The sequence below is a fragment of the Streptomyces sp. NPDC057271 genome, from assembly GCF_042668715.1.
In the GTDB taxonomy this organism is placed as follows: Bacteria; Actinomycetota; Actinomycetes; order Streptomycetales; family Streptomycetaceae; genus Streptomyces.
In genome coordinates, this window is sequence record NZ_JBHUYJ010000018.1 from 1 (window position 1) to 21,356 (window position 21,356).

Here is a 21,356-nt window from a genome sequence, read left to right on the forward strand (position 1 = left end):
GGGTCGCCGATGATCAGTGGCGGGGTGTGCCCGGCTCCGGCGAGGACGAGTCTGCGCTGCTTCGGCTCGGAGTAGGCGAAGAGCGCGGTGGCCGAGCGGGCGGGCTCGGTGAGGCGGAGCAGAAGCTCCAGGTCGGAGAGGACGGCGACGGGGTCCTCGCCCTCCATGACCGCGTACGCGCGCAGGGAGGCGCGCAGGCGGCCCATGGCGGCGAGCGCGCTGGGGCCGGTCCCGGAGACGGAGCCGACGGCGAGACCGAGTGCGCCCTCGGGCAGCGGCAGTGCGTCGTACCAGTCGCCGCCGCCCCGGGGGCCGGTGCGGTGGCGGGCGGCGAGCTGGACGCCCGGCACCCGGGGGAGGCGGCTGGGCAGCAACTCCTCGGCGACGGTGGCGACCTGGACGCGGGCCCGTTCCAGCTCCAGGAGGCGGGCGAGGTGTTCGGTGGCGTGGCGGCTGTAGAGGCCGACGAGGTGGCGCTGGCGTTCGGCGGGTTCGGCGGGTTCGTCGTAGAGCCAGACGACGGCGCCGAGTTTCCCCGCCGCCTCGGTGGCGAGGGGGAGGGCGTAGCTGGCGGCGTAGCCGAGCCGGGCGGCGACCTCGCGCTGGCGGGGGTCGAGCTCCGCCTCCCCGAGCAGGTCGGGGACGGCGATCGGATCGGGAACGGTCATCGGGTGGTGGGGCGCCGGGGCCGGGTGGGACGAGGCCGGGTGGGACGAGGCCGGGTGGGACGAGGCGACCGGATCGGGGAAGCCGGGGGCGCCGGTCGGTTCGGGGAAGCCGGGGGCGCCGGCCGGGTCCGGGACAGCCCGTGTGGGGGCCGGTTCGGGGAGGCCGTCGAGGATGCGGCCGTACGAGGTGGCGCTGCGCGGCACGGTCTCGATGGTGCCGAGGTCGGCATGGGCGAGTCCGAGACCGATGGTGGAGGTGGGGCCGAGACCGTCCCCGGGTTCGAGGACGGCCATGCCGCGGCGGGCGCCGACGAGGGCAGCTCCGGCGCGCAGCACCTCGCGCAGCGCTTCGTCCAGCGAACCGGTCCTGATCAGGCGTTCGGTGAGTTCGTGCAGGGTGGTGAGGTCGGAGACCCAGCCGGCCAGCCGGTCCTGGATCATCGCGCCGGGGATGGCGGGGAGGTTCGATACGGACGGGTGTACGGGCGGAACAGGCGCGGTAGTGTGCGCGGGCGAGGGAACCGTGGCATCGATTCCAGCCACTTTCGGCAGGTGTGGGGCGCTCATGTCGGCCGGCTTTCCGACGGGTGCGTTTCGCTCCATAGCATCGCAAACCCCCATGTCAATCTGCGCCGCTAGCAATGCATCCACATGTACACGCACAAGAGGAGCGATGTCCAGCATTGTCCCCACGGGACTTGTGGTGTCCGTGGGGTTTGGCAGAAGGGTTGAAGTGCAGGCCAAGTTGGCCGAAAATTACCCCCGCGGCGCACCTTTTGCGGTCGACTGGCGTCGTTTGAAAGCGCGTTGATTTGAACGTGATGGGTACGTAATCGGTGATGGCCAGGGGCAGTTGGAACCGCCCCGGAACCTGGCAGGGTGCCTGGGCGTCCTCACCGCCGCAGGCCGCGCCCCTTCAATGGACGACGAGCCTCAGCTCGGCCCCTCCCGCCCCACCACGGGGCGGTGAACCGCCGACCTTGTACGCGCTGATACGCACAGTGAAGTGATCTGCACATGGTGTGATGTGGATTCGGCGTTCAATGGAAAGGAACGAGCGCTCATGCGCGAGATCCTCGGAAGGCGACGCAGGTTCCGGTTCCGGCGCAGGGAAAGGACCGTCCATCTCGACGCGGCGCTCGTCTGCGCCACCGAGTGGGGCTGGCCCGTACTGCCCGGCGTGGGGCTGAAGGCGACGACCCGCACGTCCAGAGGGCCAGGCTGCGCCTGCCCCGACCCGGGGTGTGTCGTCCCCGGCGCGCACCCCTTCGACCCCGGACTGCTCGCGGCGACCACCGACGAGCGCATGATCCGTTGGTGGTGGACCAGGCGCGCGGACGCCCCGGTCGTCCTGGCCACGGGAGGCGCCGCGCCGTGCGCGGTGAGCCTGCCGGCCGTCGCGGGGGCGCGTGCCCTGGTGGCACTCGACGCGATGGGCATGCGGCTCGGACCGGTGGTGGCGACGCCCACGCGCTGGTCGCTGCTCGTCGCCCCGTACGGCCTGGAACAGCTGGGCGAACTCCTCTACGCGAAGGACAGCGTGCCCAGTTCGCTGCGGTTCCACGGCGAGGGCGGCTATCTGCTGCTGCCGCCGTCGGTCGCGGGGACGGGACAGGTCCGCTGGGAGCGTGCGCCGCTGGAGGGTTCGGCCCGGCCCTGGCTGCCCGACGTGGAGGCGGTCGTGGACGCGCTGGTGGAGGCGAGCACGGGAGCGCCGGGCGGCGGCAGCAGGCTCGCGTACTGACGACCGTCGGGGGACGGTCAGGGAGACGGTCGGGGACGGTCGGGGAGACGGTCGGGGACGGCCGGGTGCCGACCTGTAGGGGGGGGGCACGCGGGGGCCCGGACGTGCGGTGCTTCGGGGGGCTGCCTCACCCGTACGGGTGTGAGGCGGCCCGACTTGTACGGGAATTGGGCGCGCGGCGCGCCGTGCGCCGCCGATCCGCCGATATCTTCGCCCCACCGTTCACACGTCGCAGCCAGCCGGGCAGGTGGGTCCCATGAATCTCCGCATGATCGGGCTCGGGGCCGCCGTGGTGTGTGCCGTGTTCCTGCCCCTGGTCGCCCTCGCCGGCGAGGCCGCCGGTCCGGACCCGGACGGTGATGCCAAGCCGCGCGCGGAGGAGGCAGAGCGGCGGGCCGAAGGCGGACTGCTGCCGGGGCTCGGCCTCGGAGCCCCGAAGGCCCCGCCGACCCCCGCGCCCGAGTCCTCCTCCCCGTCGGCCGAACGGGCCCCGTCGGACGTTCCAGGCCGCGCCTCGCACTGCGGTCCCGATCTGACCTCTCCCGACGGGATCGAGGCGCAGACGTGCGTGCTGACGGAGGGCCCCGACACGTGGGCGCGTACGTACTACCGCAACGCGGGCGGCCAGCAGCTCGACTCCCTGCTCACCCTCATGGGGCCCGGAGGGCGGACCGTACAAGTGCGTTGCGCTGTTCCCGCACGGGATGAACCGGGGGCGTGCGAGACGCCGCGGGAGCGCTCGCGGGGTGCGGCTTCGGCATATTCGGCCGTGGCGGAATTCGCGGGTTCGGGAGAGGGAGGCAGCACGCCGCTGCTGCTGCGAGCGGGAAGCAACATGGCTGCGTCGGGCGGCAGTTGAGCCTCGGGACGGGATCCGTCCGGGCATGAGAAGACCCGATCGCTGGCGACGGGGGATGCACCAGCGACCGGGCTTCTAGAACGGTAACAAGAGATCTGCGGTTCGCAAATTCGATCTCGGTTATTCGGACAGGGATTTACCTGGCCGCACGAGGAGTTGTGGCGGAAGTCACCGACTGGTTGGTCTGTCAGTCCGCACCGTCACCACAAGCGCCAGGGGTTCAGCTCAGAGTGACCTGACGGTTGGTGAGCCCGCCACGGGCGCGACGCTCTTCCGGGGTGAGCGGAGCGTCGGTGGCCAGCGCCGCCGCGAGCCGCTCGGCGAACTCGGCGGCCGGCTTCTCGCAGTCCTCGGCGCGCATCGAGGTCGGCAGGTCCCAGACCGGGACCATCAGGCCGTGGGCCCGGAACGAGCCGACGAGACGGGTGTCGTCGCCGAGGGAGGACGTACCGGCGGCGTGCAGGCGGGCGAGCGCGTCGAGGAGCTTCTCCTCGGGGTACGGCATGACCCAGCGCAGGTGGTTCTTCTCCGGGGTCTCGCACCAGTACGCCGCGTCCACACCGGTCAGCTTGACGGTGGGGATGGCGGCGGCGTTGGCGCGCTCCAGGGAGGCGCTGACCTCCGGGTTGGAGTTCTCGGAGGACTCCGGAATCCAGAATTCGAAGCCCGTGTGCACGACCGGCGCGAAATCGCTGTTCGGGTCGAGCAGATCCTGCAGACGCGGGCCTTCGGCCGGAACGCGACGGCCGGAGACCGGAGTCCCCGGCTCCGTCTCCAGGGCGCGCTGGAGGGTGTCGGCGAGGTCGCGGGCGAGGTCACCGGAGGAGGAGTCGTTCTGCAGGGCGAGGAGCACCGAGCCGTCGTCGCGGCGGAGCGCGGGCCAGGCCATGGGCAGTACGGTCGCGAGCGTCACGGACGGCACGCCCTCGGGCAGCCCGTCCTTGAGGGTGAGCGGAACGGTGGCGGCGGGCACCAGCTCGCGCAGCGCGACCCAGTCGCACTCGCCGGGCAGCCCCTCGAAGGGGCGCTGGACCAGCTCGGTCACGGCGTGCGCGGCGGCCCGGCCGTGACACGCCTTGTAGCGGCGGCCCGACCCGCAGGGGCACGGCTCGCGCGCACCGACGACCGGGATCTCCCCGTTCGTGACCTGTGCCTTGACGGTCTTCGTCTGGGGGCGCTTCTTGGCCATGGTGTGGCTTCTCCCGATAGCGGCAGTGCGTGTGGTGCAGGCCGCGCTCGGTGCACGGCTCTGTGTCGGGCGAGCCTAGCCGTACGGAAGCGCCGAGGGACTCAGGCGGACACGTTCCCGGGGCGGGGTCCCCGCAGGGACTCGTGCCGGGGTCGGCGCCGGTGTCCTGGCCGGGTCCAGGTCGGGCTTGTGCCGGGACCGGCCGGGGTCAGCGTCGGGGACCCAGGTCGGGCCTGTGCCGGGACCCGTGCCGGGGTCTGGCCGCCGGTCTACGTCGGGCGCTTGCCCGGTCTACGTCGGGCGCTTGCCCGGCCTGTGCCGGGCGCGCGCCTGGGCCTGTGCCGGGACCTGTGCCCCGGCCGGCGGGGGGGCCTTGCCGGGGTCCACGTAGGGACTGTCCCGGGCCCGCGTAGGGACTGTCCCGGGGTCCACGTCAGGTCGGCGGGCCCGGGGTCCACGTAGGGACTGTCCCGGGGTCCACGTCAGGCCCGGCGGGCCCGGGGTCCACGTAGGGACCGGCGGGCCCGTCCCCGGGGCCGGGTCAGTCCAGGTCGTCGTAGGCGTCCAGGAACTCGAAGCCCTGGCCGCCGCCGACCCGCGCGGCGAAGTCCTCGCGGCGACGGCCTTCGGTGACGACCACCCAGACCGTAACCTCGCCGGACGCGTTGTCCCGTACGCCCCAGTCCTTGGCCAGCGCACTGATGATGTTCAGCCCGCGGCCACCGCGCGCGGTGACCGAGGGCGTCGACGGAACAGGCCGCGTGGGACCACCGCCGTCCGTCACCTCGACCGTCAGACCACCCGACGGATCGACATGCCAGGCCGCACGGACATCCCCGTCGCCCACCTCCGCCCGCCCCAGCGGCCTGCCGTGCCGGCAGGCATTGCTGAGCAGCTCGGAAAGGATCAGTACCGCATCGTCGACGACCGATTCGGACATCCCGCTGCGGCTCAGCTGCTCCCGCATACGGTGTCTCGCCTCACCCACGCCCGCAGGGCCATGGGGTACGGCCATGCTCGACGACGTGGGCACCTCTTGTGCCACCACCAACGCCACCCCCGAGACCTCCTTTGCCCCACGCCACGGTGTGGATGCCCCGATGGCCTGGACCGGAAACCGCCTCATGAGCGTGCGGTGACGCACTCGTGACGATCGAGTACGGACTGAACGCGCCGGTGCACTCCCTGTAAGCCGTGTGGCGGGTGGGGAATGAGAGGACGCGTCAGGAGGGAAATGGGATCAAATGCGGCCCAACTGGGACAGCACCTGCTTGGGCCGGTTGGTGATGATCGCGTCCACGCCGAGCCGCTCGCAGAGTTCGACGTCCTCCGGTTCGTCCACCGTCCATACATGGACCTGGTGGCCCGCCTTCTGGAGCCGAAGGATGACGGCGGGGTGGTGGCGGACGATGCGGATCGACGGTCCTGCGATCCGCGCGCCTGCCGGCAGTCTTCCGTCGCGCAGTCGGGGGGTCACGAACTGTGCCAGCGAGACGGTGGGCAGGGTCGGTGCGGCGGTGGCGATCCGGGAGAGCGAGCGCGCCGAGAAGCTCATGATCCGTACGGGAGAGTCCTCCGGTGCCTCCGGCTCCGCGAGGCCGAAGCGCTTGAGCAGGTGGAGCAGCCGCTCCTCGACCTGGCCCGCCCAGCGGGTGGGGTGCTTGGTCTCGATGGCCAGCTCGACGCGGCGTCCGGCGTCGGAGACGAGCTCCAGGAGGCGTTCCAGGGTGAGTACGGAGGTGAGTCCGGAGTCCTTCCAGTCCGGGCTCTCGCCCGCTTCCTCCCGGCCCCGCCACGTGCCGAAGTCCAGGGCGGCGAGGTCGGCGAGCTCCAGGGCGGAGACGGCGCCGCGGCCGTTGGAGGTGCGGTCGACGCGGCGGTCGTGGACGCAGACGAGGTGGCCGTCGGCAGTGAGCCTGACGTCGCACTCGAGGGCGTCGGCGCCGTCCTCGATGGCTTTCACGTAGGCGGCGAGGGTGTGCTCCGGGGCGTCTTCGGAGGCTCCGCGGTGCGCCACCACCTGGACGGGGGCGGGGTTCGGATGCGGCCGGGGGTGCTGCCGTGCGTGGGTCACCGCGTCATGGTGCCATTGGCGGGGCGGACGTATCGGACCGCGTCCATTCTGTCCGTATATAAAGAATGGGGTGCGGATGCACAGCTCCGTCTTACAGTGGCCTGACAGCCTGTGGGAAAAGCTGTTCGCAGCACCCTAGAGATGGCATCCACCCGTGCAGTGAACGAGGAGAGAGCTGTGAGCACCGAGAACGAGGGCACCAAGGTTCCGGCGGACCCGAGTGCCCCGTCCGCCCCTCCCGCCCCTCCCACGCCCCCCGTCGCCCCGCCTGCCGCTCCCGAGCCGGCGACGGAGAGCGCTCAGAGCGCGGCGGACACCCAGGCACCGACTCAGCCCCAGCCCCATCCCCAGCCCCATCCCCACCCTCAGGCGCCCGCCCACGCCCCGGCCCCGGCCGAGGCCCACCCCCAGGCGCCCGCTCACGCCCCGGCCGCGGCTCACCCCGAGGCCCAGACCCAGGCGCATGCCCACGCATCCGCCCAGGCACCCGCCCAGGTGGCAGCCGGGGCCGGGGCGGGGGGCTGGCCGCCGCCTCCGCCGCCCGTGGCGGCCTGGGGCGCGCCCGTCCCACCCGTGCCGAAGGCTCCGCGCAAGCGGACCGGCGGCCTGGTCGCGGCGGTCCTCGTGGCGGCCCTGGTCGCCGGTGGCGTCGGCGGCGGCATCGGGTACTGGGCGGCCGAGCGCGGCGACGAGTCGATCAGCTCGACGACGGTGACCGCGGGCGACTCGCCGGCGGCCTTCAAACGCGACCCCGGCACGGTCGCGGCGGTGGCGGGCAAGGCGCTGCCGAGCGTCGTCACCATCCAGGCGAAGTCCGGCGGCGCCGGCGGTGACAGCGAGGGCGCGGGCGGTACGGGCACCGGCTTCGTCTACGACAAGGAAGGCCACATCGTCACCAACAACCACGTGGTGGCGTCCGCGGCGGAGGGCGGCACGCTCTCGGCGACCTTCTCGAACGGCAAGACGTACGACGCGGAGGTGGTGGGCCGCGCGGAGGGCTACGACGTGGCCGTCCTGAAGCTGAAGAACGCGCCGGAGGGGCTGGCTCCGCTCGCGCTCGGCGATTCCGACAAGGTCGCTGTGGGCGACTCGACGATCGCCATCGGCGCGCCCTTCGGCCTGTCGAACACGGTGACGACGGGCATCATCAGCGCCAAGAACCGCCCGGTGGCGTCGGGCGACGGTTCGGGCGGCAGCAATTCGTACATGAGCGCCCTGCAGACGGACGCCTCGATCAACCCGGGCAACTCCGGCGGCCCGCTGCTGGACGCGAGCGGCTCGGTGATCGGCATCAACTCGGCGATCCAGTCCACCGGCAACGGCTTCGGCCAGACGCAGGCGGGCTCGATCGGCCTCGGCTTCGCCATTCCGGTCAACCAGGCCAAGAACGTGGCCGAGCAGCTGATCAAGACGGGCAAGCCGGTGTATCCGGTGATCGGTGCGACGGTGAACATGACCGAGAAGGGCGAGGGCGCCACGATCGCCGACGAGGGCGCGGGCGGCACGCCCGCCGTCGTCCCGAACGGCCCGGCGGCGCAGGCGGGCCTGAAGCCCGGCGATGTGATCACGGGCTTCGGCGACCGCCAGATCGACAGCGGTCCGACGCTGATCAGCGAGATCTGGACCCACAGGTCGGGCGACTCGATCAAGATCACCTACGAGCGCGACGGCAAGGAGGCGACCACCACGGTCACCCTCGGCGAACGCACGGGCGACAACTGACCGCCACCCCGTACCCCCCGCGTGGTCCTGAACGGGACCCGGCGCGGGGGGTATTCGGCCCCCGGGGCCGCTCGGAGCCGGACCGACACACGAACGCGACGCGCCCTCGCGGAGGCCCGGCGGGCCTGACCCGCCCGTCCATCCCCGCCGTATGCCGCCACCCGGCTGTGGATCTGTTCGCGTGGCCAACTCGGTTCAGGCCGGCCGCGGGGCCGGGCGGCCTGCCGCAGGCGTCATGACCGGTTGAAGATCATTTGTATATGGTCAAGTGATCCGTCCATGCGTGGCTGACCTCCACGCATGGAGTCACGAACGCGCGGTGATCCCGCGTACGTCTTCCTGGGGGGAAGATTGTTCACTGTCAAGTCCCGTGCAATCAAGTCGACTTGTGCGCTCGCGCTCACCTTGGCGACTCTGTCCGCTGTCGCGCCGGCGGCTTCCGCGACGCAGCAGTCCGCGGCGCGTCCTGCGGCGGTCGTCAGCACCGACGGCCAGGGTGGCGCCTACCTCGATCTGGCGTCCCAGGGTTACACCTACGAGGAAGCCGTTGAGGCTTTCAAGGACTCCGACGTCGTCCAGGTTGTACGGGGTGACATTCCGCCCGAGGACGGCGGACCCACGCGGGTCAAGCGAGGCGTCACGCTCGGCTGGTACGTCTACGTGAAGTTGAGCAAGTCGCAGGCCACGGCCATCAACTATGGTTCGGCGGCTACTGCGGCGGGCATCATCGGCGCGATCACCGGCGGCATCGGTGGTGCCGTCGCCGCCGGTGTCTACACTTACATAGCGACGCTCGGCGCTGAGGGCATTGCGAAGTGCAAGAACGGTGTGGAGTTGAAGTTCTCCTACACGGGCAAGCCGCGCGGGGGCAAGTGTTACTGAGAGGGCTGGGGCGATGATGACTGACCGTAGGACGACGTCGATCGGCGCCATCACTGCGATTTTCATCTTCTTCCTGGGCCTGCTCGTTCACAACCAGATGAATGCGCCGGATGGAAATCTCGGCCAGGCCTTGCTCCTCTTCGCGGCTGTCGCTGTACCGGGCGGGCTCTTCATCGCCTGGTTGGCGGGTAAGGGACGCAGAAGACGCTGACAGCCGAGACGTCGGCAGCCAAGGGGGGAGGGGCGTGAGCTTCTCCCCCTCGGTCGTCAGGAACGATGAAGAGGTGTCGGGGCTGCGGCCTTCCCCCGGGGCCATATCGACGAGGGTGTTGGCCTGGTGCTGTTGTCCGCGGAGGAGCTTCGCGGAGAAGCGCCGGAGGACCGCGACGTGACCGGCGCGGATGGCGACTTCGATCGGGTCGGTGCCCGCCTTGATCCACAGGCAGATGCCCGCGTGGCGGAGTGAGTACGGCTTCTCGGCGCGCGGCGTCTTCCGACCCTTCCAGGAGAGGACCTTGCGGCGGGCCTTCTGCCAGATCTCGGTGTACTCGTTCGACCGGCCCCGGCCCCCGCGCACAGCCCGGAAGAGGCGGCCGTCAGGGCAGTTCCCTGAGTCTCGATGTGGTCGCGGAGCATCTGGACGAGGACCGGCGGGATGGGTACGGGGCGGGTGGCGCGGCGGGCGCGGCGCTTCAGGCCGCGTTCCTCGTACGGCTTGCCGTCGTCGGTCCAGCCGGAGCCGACCTCCGGGCGGCTGCCGGCAAGGATCATCTCGCCCCACCCCTCCTCCGGCAGTACGAGGTCCGACTTCTTCGGGTCGGCCACCTCCGACGGACGGTTCGCGGCGTAGTACATGCACCCGAGGAACGCGTACAGGTGCCCGCCGCGCGGTCCCTGGGCTCGGACGGCGTCGATGAGCTCGCGGGCCATCTTCGGCTCCGGGACGTACCGGAAGGCGACCTCATCGTCCGTCTCCGGTGCACTCCAGTCGATGCGGGCTCCGTGGTCAGCCGTCCGACCCGTGGTCAACCTGTGGTCAGACTTACCTGCCGGATGCGCCCACCCGGTAGGCTGTAGCCCGCTCCGCAGCACGTGAGGCGGGGCGTGGGTGGGTTGCCCGAGCGGCCTAAGGGAACGGTCTTGAAAACCGTCGTGGCGCGAGTCACCGTGGGTTCAAATCCCACACCCACCGCAGCAGGTCAGGCAACGCGCTGATCAGAAGGGGTGTCCCGACCAGGGACACCCCTTTGTCGTGGGGGCCTGTCTCACCCTGAACCGCCTGTGTGCCGCTTTGGATCATGGTGTGTGGACCAGGCGTGGACCAAGAAGCGCGCCACGTAACCGCGCCGCAACGACCGCGAGGCGTGCGAGGGTTTCGGCACCAAGGACGCCGTCGGCAAGACACTCACGATCACCGACGGCGCCAGGCTCGTCATGCTTCACTGCCGGCGCGAGGGGCTGGGCCCTGCCCGAGCGGGCGTAGGCGCGCAGGGGCACAGCACGATCCACGAGTAGTCCGCACCTGCACCGCACATGTCTTTGCCCGCGTCCACCCCGTCATGCTTGGCATCGCAGGGACGCACAACTCGGCCTCGCTGGGTAGACCAGCGAGCCCTGCGGCGGCCCGTCATACCTGAGGGAACTCCATGACTATTTAGGACCAATCCTCAGGGGCCAAGCACGGCCGCGGGCAGAGACCGAACGATTGATCCTATGTTCAACCGAATATTCTCTTGAATATCAAGTCGAACTCACTTTCAGGATCCCCGGCAAACGAATCTAGTTTTCTGAGTTCATCCGCGGTCGTGTAGGTGTCGCAGAAGGACTGTGCCTTAGCAATCTTTTCGCCCTTAATTGAGTCAGGGTAGTAGCTTTCGATCGCACCCTTTTGCAGCACGAAGATGCCTTCTGCGCGAAGGCTGTCAGTCAGCCTCATCTTGGCTTCGAATAGCTCGGGAGGATCGGCTGCTGCTAGCTCATCAAGCCGCTTTTGCGAGTTCGCGTGAGAGAAGAAGATCTCCACCTCCTTAGCGAGGTCATCCCACTCGCAGAGACCGTTCTTGTGGTCCGCTGCTCTCTGGGTGACGCTCTCCCAGATGGACTTTATGTCCGGTGACTTCTGGAGAGCTCGAAGGTGGTCGCTTTTGATCTTTGCGTCGTCTGAAAAATCTGGTTTAGCGAACTGGTGAAGCTTATCCATAACGGACTGGCGAAGGGCGGCGGATTCTGCGCTCGCACCGAGTTTGTTGAAGCTCTTCAGGAGTGAATCCAGGTCCGTTAGAGCGAAGACGGTCACCCCGAATGCTTCGAAGAACTTCCGGTATCGCTCAATGCTGCCCTTACCGCCTACTTTGGCGACTGCCACGCCGCGCTTATTGAAGTCCCACTCTGGGCTGAGCGTGCGTGCAATATGGGGAATCAGGATCTGATCGCTGTCACCCTCTACGAGGAGGACTGCGTCGCAGAAGAATGCTGCGTCGTTGTTTTCCTGGGTGATGATTTGGAACTGATCGCGAGCGTCCATATTGGTTAGGTCGATGGATAGTGCCTGACCTGCCGGCGGGGATTGCGTCTGGTCCTTGACCAGCTTCACGAAGGTTCCAGTGGCGTGTGCCGAATAGAACTGCGATGAATGGGTCGTCACGAGCACATCGTTGTACTCGGAGAAGATCTTCAGGGCATCGAAGAGTTGCCGCTGAGCTCTGGGGTGCAGGAAGACCTCAGGCTCTTCGAATAGGAGCAGGCACGGTCGCGCCTCCGCCTGATCACGTTTTTCAGACCGGAGTTCCACATAAGCTCGAAGAATGGCAAACGTGACTGAGCGCTTGAGTCCGTCTCCCTTTGTGTTGAAGTGGCCGCTTACGCCATCATCGATAGAGATGGAAGCGCCCGACAGCAGACTGCGTAGAGTGGGAGGGGGTACCGATATGGCCACTGATGCGCCAGGGAATGATTGCTTGAGATTTCGCTCAATCGCATCCTCTACGGCACGAACTTCCGGCATCCGGTCATCTCTTGCTATCCCCTCAGAATCAACGGTGACGTTGAGTGCGCTTTGGAGATCGTCAAAGAGCTGGGCCACTTTACCGAGCTGTGGTTCGATCTGTCCAAAGAGGATGGTCAATAGTTTTCCGAAGGTCGCGCTCTCGCTCGTCTTTAGTTCGTCGCTGAGTTCCTTCACTGCCGGAATGTAGATCACGTCAGGGAGGAAAGGAGTGGCTGAGCTCGCGATGCCCGTGGGAAGAGGGACCTCGCCCTCTTTCATCGCCTCTGGGGGGAGGGTCTGCGAGTACTCCTCAAACCAATTGCGAAAAGAAACCTTGGTGACCCTCCCGTTATCGGGGATCGGGTATTCAGGGTACTGATACGCGACGGCCTCTTTCAGATGGTCACCCGCGCTGACGGATATGACCTCTTCCATGACTTGCTTGGTAAAGCGATCCTCTGTCGGGACCTGGGTGAGTATCTTTACTTGCATCTTGCCGTCGTGTGGATACTCTCGAATGAGGGTCATCTGTCCGTCGACTACATACTTCTCGATCCTTTTCCGGTGCTCGTCGTCAAGGCGGTCCAGATCTGAGGAATTGACGTCGCAGAATGTCGCGTGAATGCGTACAGGGTGAGACGTGTCGTAGTAGTCCGAATCCGAGAGCTTTGGTCCCTGAAGGAAGGTATGCAGTGCTTGGACCACGGAGGATTTTCCAGCGCTATTCTCGCCGATTAGGCATGCGAACCTGGATATGTGAATTTCAACATCGCGGAGGCTTCTGAAGTTCTCGATGCGAAACTTTGAAATGCGCATGGCGGTCCCGGGCTCGCTGGGTTGGCTGCGAGGTGCCGCCCACAGGTGACAGTGGCCCCTCTGGCATCCGGAGCTTACAAGTCGTCAACTTGCTGCACACTGAAATTCCCAAAGGTGTGGACCTTTTGCATAGTTTCACTACTTATAACCTCATTGGTTCCTGTCATCGATACGAAGGGCACGCTCAATCTGCTGGTTGGCGTGGTCCTGGTTGCGGTGGAGGGCCTTCGCGTAGAAGCGGAACAGCACGGCGATGCTGTGGCCGGCGCGGCGGGCGACCTCGGCCGGGGAGACGCCGGACTCCAGCCAGAGGGAGACGCAGGCGGCGCGGAGTCCGTAGGGGACCTCGGCGAGAGGCGTCTTGGCTTCTTGCTCGGTGAGGACGGCTTCGCGGGCGGCCTTCCAGATGTCTCCGTACTCCTTGCTGAGCAGGCCGCCGCTGCGGACAGCTCGGAAGAGTCGTCCGTCCTCGGCCGTACCGAACTCCTTGATGTGGTCACGGATCATGCGGACGAGGACCGGGGGAATGGGTACCTCGCGGGTAGCCCGACGGGCTCGCTTCTTGAGGCCGCGCGAGTCGTACGACTCGCCCGAATCGGTCCAGCCGGAGCCGACACGCGCCGAGCTGGACGACAGGACGACTTGGCCCCAGCCCTCGTCGGGGAGGGTGAAGTCTGACTTCCGGAGCGTCACGGCCTCGCCGGGGCGGGTTGCCGCGTAGTAGATGCACCCGAAGAACGCCTTGAGGTGCCGTCCACGATCACCTTGTGCTTCTACGGCATCGATGAGCTTCCTGGCGAGAGCCGGGCCGGGCACGTATCGAAAGTCGATCTCGTCGTCAGTCTCGGGCGGTGTCCAGTCCACCTTGGCCAGGGGCAGCGAAGGCAGGCGTTCCAACTCGACGGCATAGCGGAGGCAGTTACTGAACACGGGCACCTTGCGGTTCACCGTGTTGTCTGCCGCAGCGGTGCCGTCCATCTTGCGTGCCAGTGCATCCAAGGCGGACCGGACGACGGCCGGTGTGTTCAAGGCCGAGATGTCCACGGACTTGCGCCCGATCCAGTCGAGGGCCGCCACGATGGGTTCCGGTGCTTCCTCGGCGTCGACGCGGGCCACGAGCTCGCCGTCCTGGTCGAGGACGAGGCGGAAGGCCCAGGAGTAGAGCGCGGCACGGAGGACTCGGGGTGCGGGTGCCCCGCGGTTGTCCTTGACCAGGCGCGGGGTGACCGTGGCCAAGGCGTCCGCGATGCTCGCACGGTGCTTGGCAGAGGCGTTCGGCCACTTCATCACCACGTACTCCCGAGCGTGGGCGAACCACGTCGGGGACTGGGCCGCCAGCACTTCCGAGGCTGGCAGGCCAGTCTCGGTGTCGAACTGCTCGCGGTTGCGCAGCGCGGTGAGCAGTTCGGAACGTCGGCCATCCGCCTGGGCCTTGAGCTTGTAGCTCTTGGAGAACGGCTGAGCACCGACCCGCCAGCGCAGCTGGTAGGCGGCAGCGCGGTCGGGGCGCTTACGGATGCTCCAGATCTTCACGTCGTACGTCAGCACGCGGGCACCTCGCAGCCCTTGAACCAGGCGTCGAGGTCGGCCCGGCGGATGCGGAGCTGACCGTTGGGGAGCTTGAGGCAGCGGGGCGCGCTTCCACGTGCGCGGAGCCGGTAGAAGGCGGCCCGGGACATGCGCAGCTCTGCCAGGGCCTCTCCCAGGGTCAGCATGCGGGTGGTCGGTGCGGCGGTCACTGCCAGACCTCCCCTTCGGTCTTGGCCCGTTCCTTGTCGTCGCGGGCCTGGTTGATGTTGTGGCGGGTCTGGTTGGCGAGGAGTTCTTCGCCGGGGCGGTAGCCGGAGGCGAGGTAGGCCCAGGAGGACTCGGTGATGAGCACGGTGTCCGGGGCGGGTACGGAGTGGCCGGCGCGGACGCGGGCAGCATCGGCCTGGGCGAGGCGCCAGGCGCGGCGTACGTCGCGCAGGGCACCGAGGGTGGTGGAGTAGGCGCGGGACTTGGTGGAGAAGTGGCCGCGGAAGCCGAGCATGTGAGCCCACTTGCAGAGCTTGAGGTCCGCGAATTCGGGCAGGCCGCCCAGGTCCCAGGCAGTACGGATCATCTGCCGGACGTGCCGGTGCACGGGCAGGTCCCGGAGGGGTTCGGCCTGGCGGGTGCCATCGCAGTCGGGGCAGAGGTCCTTCACTCGTCCGCCGACCGTGCCCCGGCCGGAGCAGGTCCGGCAGATCAGGGACCGGTCCACGGTGCCGGAGTCCTCGGCGCTCTTGGTGGCGTACTTGGCGACGTAACCGGCCACGGCGGCGTCGGTGAGTTCGCCGTCGCCCAGGGCGGTGATCTCGTCGGCCCTGAACTTCTTGCCCCACTTGATCTCCTGGTCGCCGATGGTGTCGGAGGCCACGGTGAGGGTGGTGTTCTTGACCGCGGTGGCGATGGCGGTGCGCAGGTCGTCCACGCCTGCCCAGGCCGGCGGGGCGCTGGTGTGGCCGTCGGGGCCGTCGAAGCGGACGACGGCGTGGAAGTGGACCAGGCCGCGCTGCTGGTATTCGGCGACCTTGGCGAAGGAGACGCGCAGGAGCTGCTTCATGTCCTTCTGGGTGATGCGGAAGTGGGCCGCCAGGGCGCGGCGGAGGTTGAGGGTGAAGCGTGCCCAAAGGGCTCCGGCGTGGGCGTTCCACAGCACGGCACCGGTGTAGTCGTACGTCTTCGGAGTCAGCGGGGTGCCGAGTTCGGGGGCTCCCTCGGGGTGGTGGGTGCCGCAGCGGCAGGCGCGGGGCTTGCCGTCCTTGTTGGTGGTCCGGTTGTGGACGGGGCCGAAGGAGGGGGCGGTGAGGGTGAGGAACACGCGGGGGTGGGTGCGGACGGTTTCGGGGACGTTCTTGCCGCCGCAGAGTCCGGCGCGGACGAGGTGGTAGGTGTCGGCGGCATAGGTGCGGGAGCAGGCGGGGCAGCGGGAGGCTCGGCGGTTGCCGCAGGGGGTCAGCAGGCGTCCGGTGGGTTCGTCGCTGGTGGAGTACGAGCGGATCGTTTCGCCGGTGGCGGCGTTGTGGGTGTGGGTGTGGCCGACGAGGTTGATCGGTCGGGCGCAGCCGCGCAGGCGGGTGATCTGCTCGCGGGTGCGGTCGAAGTCGCCCAGGTTGGCCAGTTCGATCAGGTCCCGGACAGCGGGGCTGATCACGTGCCGCAGGTCGAGGTCGCGGGGCATCGGCAGGAGGATCCTTTCCGCTGGTGGAAGGGCCCTCGGGCAGCACCGGGCCAGGGGTGGTGGTGCTGCCCGAGGGCATGATGGGTCAGGCCCAGGGGGCCAGGGGTGGGGAAGGTGCCGGGAGGCCGGCGGGAGTGTCAGGCCGACAGGGCCGCGTGTGCGGCGGTGGCGAGCGGCAGGGCGATGCCGAGCCGGGCGCGGAGCTGCACCGCGGTGATGGGTTCGCCGTGTGCGGCCAGGTGGGATGCGGCGATGGTGCGGGCCGCGTTCATCAGCGGCTCCGGCACCGCGGGGGCCGCCTGAGCCGGTGCGGGTTTCACCACGGGAGCCGGTGCGGCAGTAGCGGCCGGGGCCGGGTCGGCGAGGGGTGCCAGGGGTTCGGCGACGGGTTCCACGACGGGTTCCGCCACGGCCGGGGCCGGCTGGATGTCTGGCTCAGGCTCCGGTGCCGTGACCGTTTCGGGCACTGGGACCGGTGCGGGACTCGGGGCGGCGGGGGTGACGGAGTGGAAGTGCCGCAGCAGGGTGGGGCCCACTGCGCCCCAGCCGAGCAGGAGGAGCGGGGCCACGCTGTCGAGGGCGGCCCGTCCGTAGTGTCCAGCCAGGATCGGGTGCGCGGTGTTGAGGGCGAGGGTCAGCAGGCCGGACAGGTGCATGAGGCGAGTTGCCGAGCGCAGGTCACCGGCCGGGACTCCGCGCAGGGACAGGGAGCGCAGTGCGACCAGGAGGCCGACCACCGACAGGTCCACCATGGGCGCGATCAGCGGTGCGATGGGGGCCGGGACTCCCAGGCGCAGGGCCAGGGCCCAGACGTTCCCGAAGGAGAACACGAACGCCAGGGCGGCGATCAGGATCATTACAACGGTGATGGTGCGCTGCGTCGTCCGGTCTTCCGTCAACGTAATTCACCTCCTTTCCGAGGGAGTTGGGTACGGGTGGGAGTCCGGGGTTCAGGCTGCGGCGGGGGCGTCGTCCTCCGGAGGCTCGTCCTTGCGCAGGTTGGGCGGGGTCAGGTTGGCCAGCAGTTCGGTCGGGTCCTGGGTGAGGTGGGCGGTGAGCTTGGCGACGGCGGCGGCGTGGGCGGGGTCGAGGTAGGGGGTGCGGACGCGGACGAAGCCGGGGCGTCCTTCGGCTGCCATGGAGGCGACGCCCACGTACTGGGATCCCTGGAGGTTGATCGGGTCCATGTCCGGCCAGTTGCGGATGTCGTCCCCGAGCGCGGCGACGGATGCTTCGGTGGTGCGCTGGTAGAAGGACAGGGCGGCGCTGCACACGTCCCGGATCGAGGTGGGGATGGCGTCGCCGGTCGCCTTCTGGGTGGCCGGCACCGTGTAGATCCCGACCGACCGGCCGCCCTTGACGAGCAGACCCGTCAGGCGGATGTTCTCCGCCGCGAGGGCGGCCAGTGCGCGGGTCTCCTTGTCGCTGCCCTTGTGGTCGTGGAAGAAGGTGTGCGACTCGTCGATGACGGCGAACACCAGTGGCCATTGTTCGCTGGGGCCGACGTTCCACATGTTCGACGTGCCCAGCACCGTCCGGGCCATCGTGGCGCGGTCGTGCAGCAGCTTGACCAGCCGCCGCAGCAGCGCGTTGGCCTCCCGCAGGTCATGACCGGCGTGCGCGAACACACGGGGCAGCACGTCCGCGTAGTCACCATGGGCGGCGTCGGACACCTTGCCGTCGATCACCGCGAACTGCACGGCCGGGGACGGCCCGAAGTAGGAGACTAGCGCGGTGAGCAGGTTGGACTTGCCGCCGCCGACACCACCCGCGACCACCGCCCCCGACTTGTTCTTGAGCTCGACGTGGACCGGGGCGCCGTACTCGTCCCGGCCGACCGGCCACACCGTCAGGTCGGCGGGCGGCTCACCGGTCGGCACGTACTGGATGTGGCCGGCCAACGGGTCGCGACGGATCGCCCGCAGGGTCGCCAGGCCCGGCTTGCCCGCCTCGACGGCGACCCGGACGCAGCCCCAGGCATCGGCCAGGAACCGGGCCTTGTCCTGGAGTTCCTTGATCCCGACCTTCGGCAGCAGCTTCACGTGGACGATCACTCCGTACTGGTCCGGCTGCGTCTTGATCACCGGGACCAGTTCGCGCGGCTTGGGCTCCGGAGCGCCCTTGCTCGTGTTGAGGGAGGACAGCCAGGGCGGGGTGCGGTCGGTGACCGACAGCCCGGCCATCTTCGCCAGCCGCGTCCACGTCATCCGGATCTTCACGGCCTGCCGGATGCTCCGGCGCATCTCCTTGTCCGCCTGGACGTAGCGGACCGTCTTGACCATCGCCCACGCCGTCAGCAGCACGGCGCAGATCACCAGCACCACCGGCAGCGAGCCGAAGACCTGTTCCACGTTCATCGAACCCTCCCTGAATCCTTCTTCTTCACGTCCTCGATGGACACCCTGATGTCCTGTCCGGCCTCAAGCCGTGCCAGAAGTGCGGTGGCCAGTGCCCGCCGCATGGATCCCAGTGGCAGCCCCGCCCCGTCGGACGCGGACCGCATCAGGTCCCACAGTGCGCGAGTGCGCTCGCTGATCTGTTCGGAGTACAGGAACCAGTGGAGCGTCAGCTCCAGGTGCTCCAGGTCCCGCTCATCGCCGAGCTCGGGGTACCCGTGCGCCCGCAGCACAGCGTGCACGTCCATCAGCAGCCGCTCGCTGAACCGGGGGTCTCCCTCCTCGGGGAGAAGGACCGGGTAACCGGGAACCTCCGGGGTGCCGGCCTCCCGAGCGGGGCCGCTGTTGATCTCTTCCGGAGTCATCGTGCCCTCCCCTTCCGTTGCTTGTTCATGTCCTCGATGGACGCCTTGATGTCCGCGCAGATCCCGTAGCCGTAGACCGACATCCGGGCGTCATGGACCGCGCGGGAGACGTGCATCCGGGCGATCGGGTCCAGTTCGATCCCGTGGGCCGTGAAGACAGCCAGCTCGTCAGCGGAGAGGGACGAGGGCCCGTCGCCGCCGCCGGGCGGAGTGGTCGAACCCCGCCCGGCAGTGGCGCCCATTACGCGGCCTTCTTGGCCGCAGCGGCCGACTCGGAGGCCGTCTCGGCCGGAGCGGCGGGCGTGGCCATGGCGGGGGCCTGGACGAGCTCCAAGCGCGTGACCCGGTAGGCGACGCCGTCGGAGAGGCTGCCGTTGAAGATGCGGGCCCACGGGGTGGCGATCAGGTCCACCGGACGGACCATGACGCCCGGCACCAGACCCGCCGGGACACCGGACACCGGCACGGTGATCTTGAGGATCTCGGCGCGGCCCTCCGACATCTGCATCACGGTGACCGTGTGGAGGACCTCCCCCGTGTCGCGGTCGGTCGCGATCTCCCCCGTCTCCGGGTTCTTGATCTTCGGGGTGTCGCCGGTACCGGTGATGTAGATGTCGGTCGGCTTGACGAGGACCGGGATGCGAGCCATGCGTTCACTCCTGCGATTCGGGGCCCCTGATGGGCCCGACGAGGAAGAAAGTATCTCGCCCAGCTAGCCAGGTCAAGCGAATAGGAGTGAGCGACTTAGCCATGTCCGGCTAGGTGGGTTGGCAGAACCCGGCAGAACACGGGATAGCTGGGCTAGGGGCCGCTACCCTGGGACCATGACGAAACGGCCCTCCAGTGACACGCGACCGCCCTACCGGCGAATGGCGGACGTGCTGCGCGACGAGATCGAGCGGGGTGTCCTGAAGCCTGGCCAGCAGCTCCCCTCCCACCGCGAACTGCAAGAGCGCTTCGAGGTCGCCAACATGACCGCCCGCAGCGCATTGCGCGTCCTGCGGGACGAGGGCCTGATCCACACCGTGCAGGGCCGGGGCAGTTTCGTCCTCTCACCCCAGGGCGAGGAGGCCGGCGACGCCGAACACCCGGGCGAGCCCGCCAGCGGCTACACCCCGCCGGCCTGGTACACAACGCCGATCGGCCGCAAAGAAGTGTGGGCCCGTCCCGAAAGCCCGCCCTCACTGCGGGACCTGTTCAGGCGCGAGTCGGACACCGGCGAGGCCGAGCCGACCACGCAGCGAGCGGAACCGCCGGCCACCGGCGAACCGGGAACGCTGACCCGCCCGGACGCCAGCCCGGAGTTCAATGCCCTGGCCCGCCAGGTGGAAACTCTCACGCAGCAGGTCGGCCAGCTTGAGCAGCTTTTCCGGCAGGTTCTTGAGGCAGTGCAGAAACCGGACCTGTCATAACGCCCAGGACGCTCGCCACCTCTTCCGCCAACTGGGCCAAGCGCTCCATCCGCTCGCCCAACTGAGCCAGAGACCTGGCCAGTTCCTGCTGCTCCCGCTCGTTCATTTCCACCCGTTCGTTGTCATGCCGTTGTTGCGTGTCGAGATCAGCCAACCGCCGGGGGCTTGCCCGAAGGCTTGCCCAGCCGTCATCCGCCGCCGGATCGGGGCTTGCCCGTGCCGCTCGGCAAGCCGTCATCGAGGCTGTTGAGTCAGGTCTACCGGCCGTACCGGACAAGTTCGGGGGCCATGGCTCGGCGCTCCCGCCGGGCGGGCAACGACCTTCCTTCGCGTCCCGCCGTACGGCACGGAGCCTCTTCTGTGCGCCCATGTCGCTCGTCCTTCCAGTCGTCCGGGCAGTGCATCAAGGGTCTGGAGAAACGCCGGTTTGGGTAACCGGCGATCGTCGGCTATGTTTCGCCGCCCCGCTTTCAGTGGATCGCCCATAGAGGTCGGTTTCCCGGGGTGTGTGTGACCCCGGGTGAATGTGACGCCGATCACCTCTCACCTCTCACCTCTTCCGCATCTAGCGCCTCCGGGCCTTCCAGGGCGTGCGACAGCAGGCCATCGAAAGTCGACACATCCGCCGCGACGAATCGCTCCCTGCACTGGGGACAGGTGCCGAAAAGCCCTACCGGTGTGACACCGCCACGTTGTGACCTGCGCCACATTTCGCTAGGTGAGCCGTTGAATCTTCCGCAGGCCATAACGATGCAACGGTCAGCCTGTGGATATCTTTCGGCGATCCCGCGAACAGACCGTCATGAAGCGACTGATTACGAGGTGATCGGGGTAAAGCATGGCAAACAGCCCACTCCCTACCGGCCGAAGACGCCGAAGGGGTGAGCTGTCCAAAGTTTCTTTACTGGATCAAGGCGGCCCGCTGGCGCGGGCCGCGGGGGGGGGGGGGGGACAGCCGAAAGACGCCTCCCACCCTCCCTCCCCCCCCCGCCCAGACACCCCCCCCTCCCCCCTCCCAACCACCAAAAAACGAAACGC

At 68.6% G+C, this 21,356-nt stretch carries 19 protein-coding genes and 1 tRNA gene; 7 read left to right on the top strand and 13 right to left on the bottom strand.

Going from position 1 to position 21,356, the window contains the following annotated elements; all coding sequences use genetic code 11:
- The coding region (locus tag ACFUJR_RS11535; protein WP_383450354.1) for a SpoIIE family protein phosphatase at nucleotides 1–1,352 on the bottom strand (1,352 nt) is incomplete at its 3' end.
- 379 nt (nucleotides 1,353–1,731) lie between these two features.
- Here ACFUJR_RS11535 and ACFUJR_RS11540 point away from each other — a divergent pair.
- Nucleotides 1,732–2,412: a bifunctional DNA primase/polymerase gene (locus tag ACFUJR_RS11540; protein WP_383163682.1), complete on the top strand. Its 681-nt coding sequence runs from the start codon at nucleotides 1,732–1,734 to the stop codon at nucleotides 2,410–2,412.
- A gap of 256 nt (nucleotides 2,413–2,668) precedes the next feature.
- Entirely contained in the window at nucleotides 2,669–3,271 is a 603-nt protein-coding gene (locus tag ACFUJR_RS11545; protein WP_383163684.1) for a hypothetical protein, read from the top strand.
- A 220-nt stretch (nucleotides 3,272–3,491) separates the two neighbouring features.
- On the opposite strand, the gene ACFUJR_RS11550 is transcribed toward ACFUJR_RS11545, so the two are convergent.
- From ACFUJR_RS11550 to ACFUJR_RS11560, 3 genes are all read right to left on the bottom strand, one after another.
- Nucleotides 3,492–4,460, bottom strand: coding sequence for a DUF5926 family protein (locus ACFUJR_RS11550; protein WP_383163686.1), 969 nt, complete (start codon nucleotides 4,458–4,460; stop codon nucleotides 3,492–3,494).
- Nucleotides 4,461–5,001: 541 nt separating this feature from the next.
- Nucleotides 5,002–5,604, bottom strand: coding sequence for an ATP-binding protein (locus ACFUJR_RS11555; protein WP_383163688.1), 603 nt, complete (start codon nucleotides 5,602–5,604; stop codon nucleotides 5,002–5,004).
- A 96-nt stretch (nucleotides 5,605–5,700) separates the two neighbouring features.
- Nucleotides 5,701–6,534 carry a glycerophosphodiester phosphodiesterase gene (locus ACFUJR_RS11560; RefSeq protein ID WP_383163690.1) on the bottom strand — a complete coding sequence of 278 codons (834 nt, stop codon included), beginning with the start codon at nucleotides 6,532–6,534 and terminating at the stop codon, nucleotides 5,701–5,703.
- A gap of 177 nt (nucleotides 6,535–6,711) precedes the next feature.
- Between ACFUJR_RS11560 and ACFUJR_RS11565 the strand changes: the two genes are divergently transcribed.
- The 4 genes from ACFUJR_RS11565 (at nucleotide 6,712) to ACFUJR_RS11580 (ending at nucleotide 10,330) form a co-directional block, all read left to right on the top strand.
- On the top strand, nucleotides 6,712–8,256 hold the full coding sequence (locus ACFUJR_RS11565) for a S1C family serine protease (protein WP_383163692.1): 1,545 nt from the start codon (nucleotides 6,712–6,714) through the stop codon (nucleotides 8,254–8,256).
- A gap of 351 nt (nucleotides 8,257–8,607) precedes the next feature.
- Nucleotides 8,608–9,138: a hypothetical protein gene (locus ACFUJR_RS11570; RefSeq protein ID WP_383163694.1), complete on the top strand. Its 531-nt coding sequence runs from the start codon at nucleotides 8,608–8,610 to the stop codon at nucleotides 9,136–9,138.
- A gap of 13 nt (nucleotides 9,139–9,151) precedes the next feature.
- Nucleotides 9,152–9,349, top strand: a complete 198-nt coding sequence (locus ACFUJR_RS11575; RefSeq protein ID WP_383163696.1) for a hypothetical protein — start codon at nucleotides 9,152–9,154, stop codon at nucleotides 9,347–9,349.
- 896 nt (nucleotides 9,350–10,245) lie between these two features.
- Nucleotides 10,246–10,330: transfer RNA gene (locus ACFUJR_RS11580), tRNA-Ser, on the top strand.
- A 525-nt stretch (nucleotides 10,331–10,855) separates the two neighbouring features.
- On the opposite strand, the gene ACFUJR_RS11585 is transcribed toward ACFUJR_RS11580, so the two are convergent.
- From ACFUJR_RS11585 to ACFUJR_RS11625, 9 genes are all read right to left on the bottom strand, one after another.
- Entirely contained in the window at nucleotides 10,856–12,940 is a 2,085-nt protein-coding gene (locus ACFUJR_RS11585; protein ID WP_367552812.1) for an AAA family ATPase, read from the bottom strand.
- A gap of 150 nt (nucleotides 12,941–13,090) precedes the next feature.
- Nucleotides 13,091–14,488 (bottom strand): site-specific integrase, encoded by a 1,398-nt coding sequence (locus tag ACFUJR_RS11590; protein WP_367552813.1) that lies wholly within the window; start codon nucleotides 14,486–14,488, stop codon nucleotides 13,091–13,093.
- On the bottom strand, nucleotides 14,482–14,655 hold the full coding sequence (locus ACFUJR_RS11595) for an AlpA family transcriptional regulator (protein WP_075268430.1): 174 nt from the start codon (nucleotides 14,653–14,655) through the stop codon (nucleotides 14,482–14,484). The genes ACFUJR_RS11590 and ACFUJR_RS11595 overlap by 7 nt, the downstream gene beginning before the upstream one ends.
- A gap of 20 nt (nucleotides 14,656–14,675) precedes the next feature.
- The gene (locus ACFUJR_RS11600) at nucleotides 14,676–16,145 is read right to left on the bottom strand and encodes a replication initiator (protein ID WP_367552815.1); all 1,470 of its coding nucleotides are present in this window, start codon (nucleotides 16,143–16,145) and stop codon (nucleotides 14,676–14,678) included.
- A gap of 137 nt (nucleotides 16,146–16,282) precedes the next feature.
- Entirely contained in the window at nucleotides 16,283–17,044 is a 762-nt protein-coding gene (locus ACFUJR_RS11605) for a DUF2637 domain-containing protein (protein ID WP_383163699.1), read from the bottom strand.
- A 51-nt stretch (nucleotides 17,045–17,095) separates the two neighbouring features.
- A complete protein-coding gene (locus ACFUJR_RS11610; protein WP_383163701.1) occupies nucleotides 17,096–18,502 on the bottom strand; it encodes a cell division protein FtsK in 1,407 nt (468 codons plus the stop codon).
- Nucleotides 18,499–18,906 (bottom strand): hypothetical protein, encoded by a 408-nt coding sequence (locus ACFUJR_RS11615; RefSeq protein WP_383163703.1) that lies wholly within the window; start codon nucleotides 18,904–18,906, stop codon nucleotides 18,499–18,501. The genes ACFUJR_RS11610 and ACFUJR_RS11615 overlap by 4 nt, the downstream gene beginning before the upstream one ends.
- Nucleotides 18,903–19,148: a hypothetical protein gene (locus ACFUJR_RS11620; protein WP_383163705.1), complete on the bottom strand. Its 246-nt coding sequence runs from the start codon at nucleotides 19,146–19,148 to the stop codon at nucleotides 18,903–18,905. Before ACFUJR_RS11620 ends, ACFUJR_RS11615 begins: the two co-directional genes overlap by 4 nt.
- Nucleotides 19,148–19,555, bottom strand: coding sequence for a hypothetical protein (locus ACFUJR_RS11625; protein WP_383163707.1), 408 nt, complete (start codon nucleotides 19,553–19,555; stop codon nucleotides 19,148–19,150). The genes ACFUJR_RS11620 and ACFUJR_RS11625 overlap by 1 nt, the downstream gene beginning before the upstream one ends.
- A 220-nt stretch (nucleotides 19,556–19,775) precedes the next feature.
- Between ACFUJR_RS11625 and ACFUJR_RS11630 the strand changes: the two genes are divergently transcribed.
- Nucleotides 19,776–20,318 carry a GntR family transcriptional regulator gene (locus ACFUJR_RS11630; protein ID WP_383450337.1) on the top strand — a complete coding sequence of 181 codons (543 nt, stop codon included), beginning with the start codon at nucleotides 19,776–19,778 and terminating at the stop codon, nucleotides 20,316–20,318.
- Nucleotides 20,319–21,356: the final 1,038 nt, after the last annotated feature.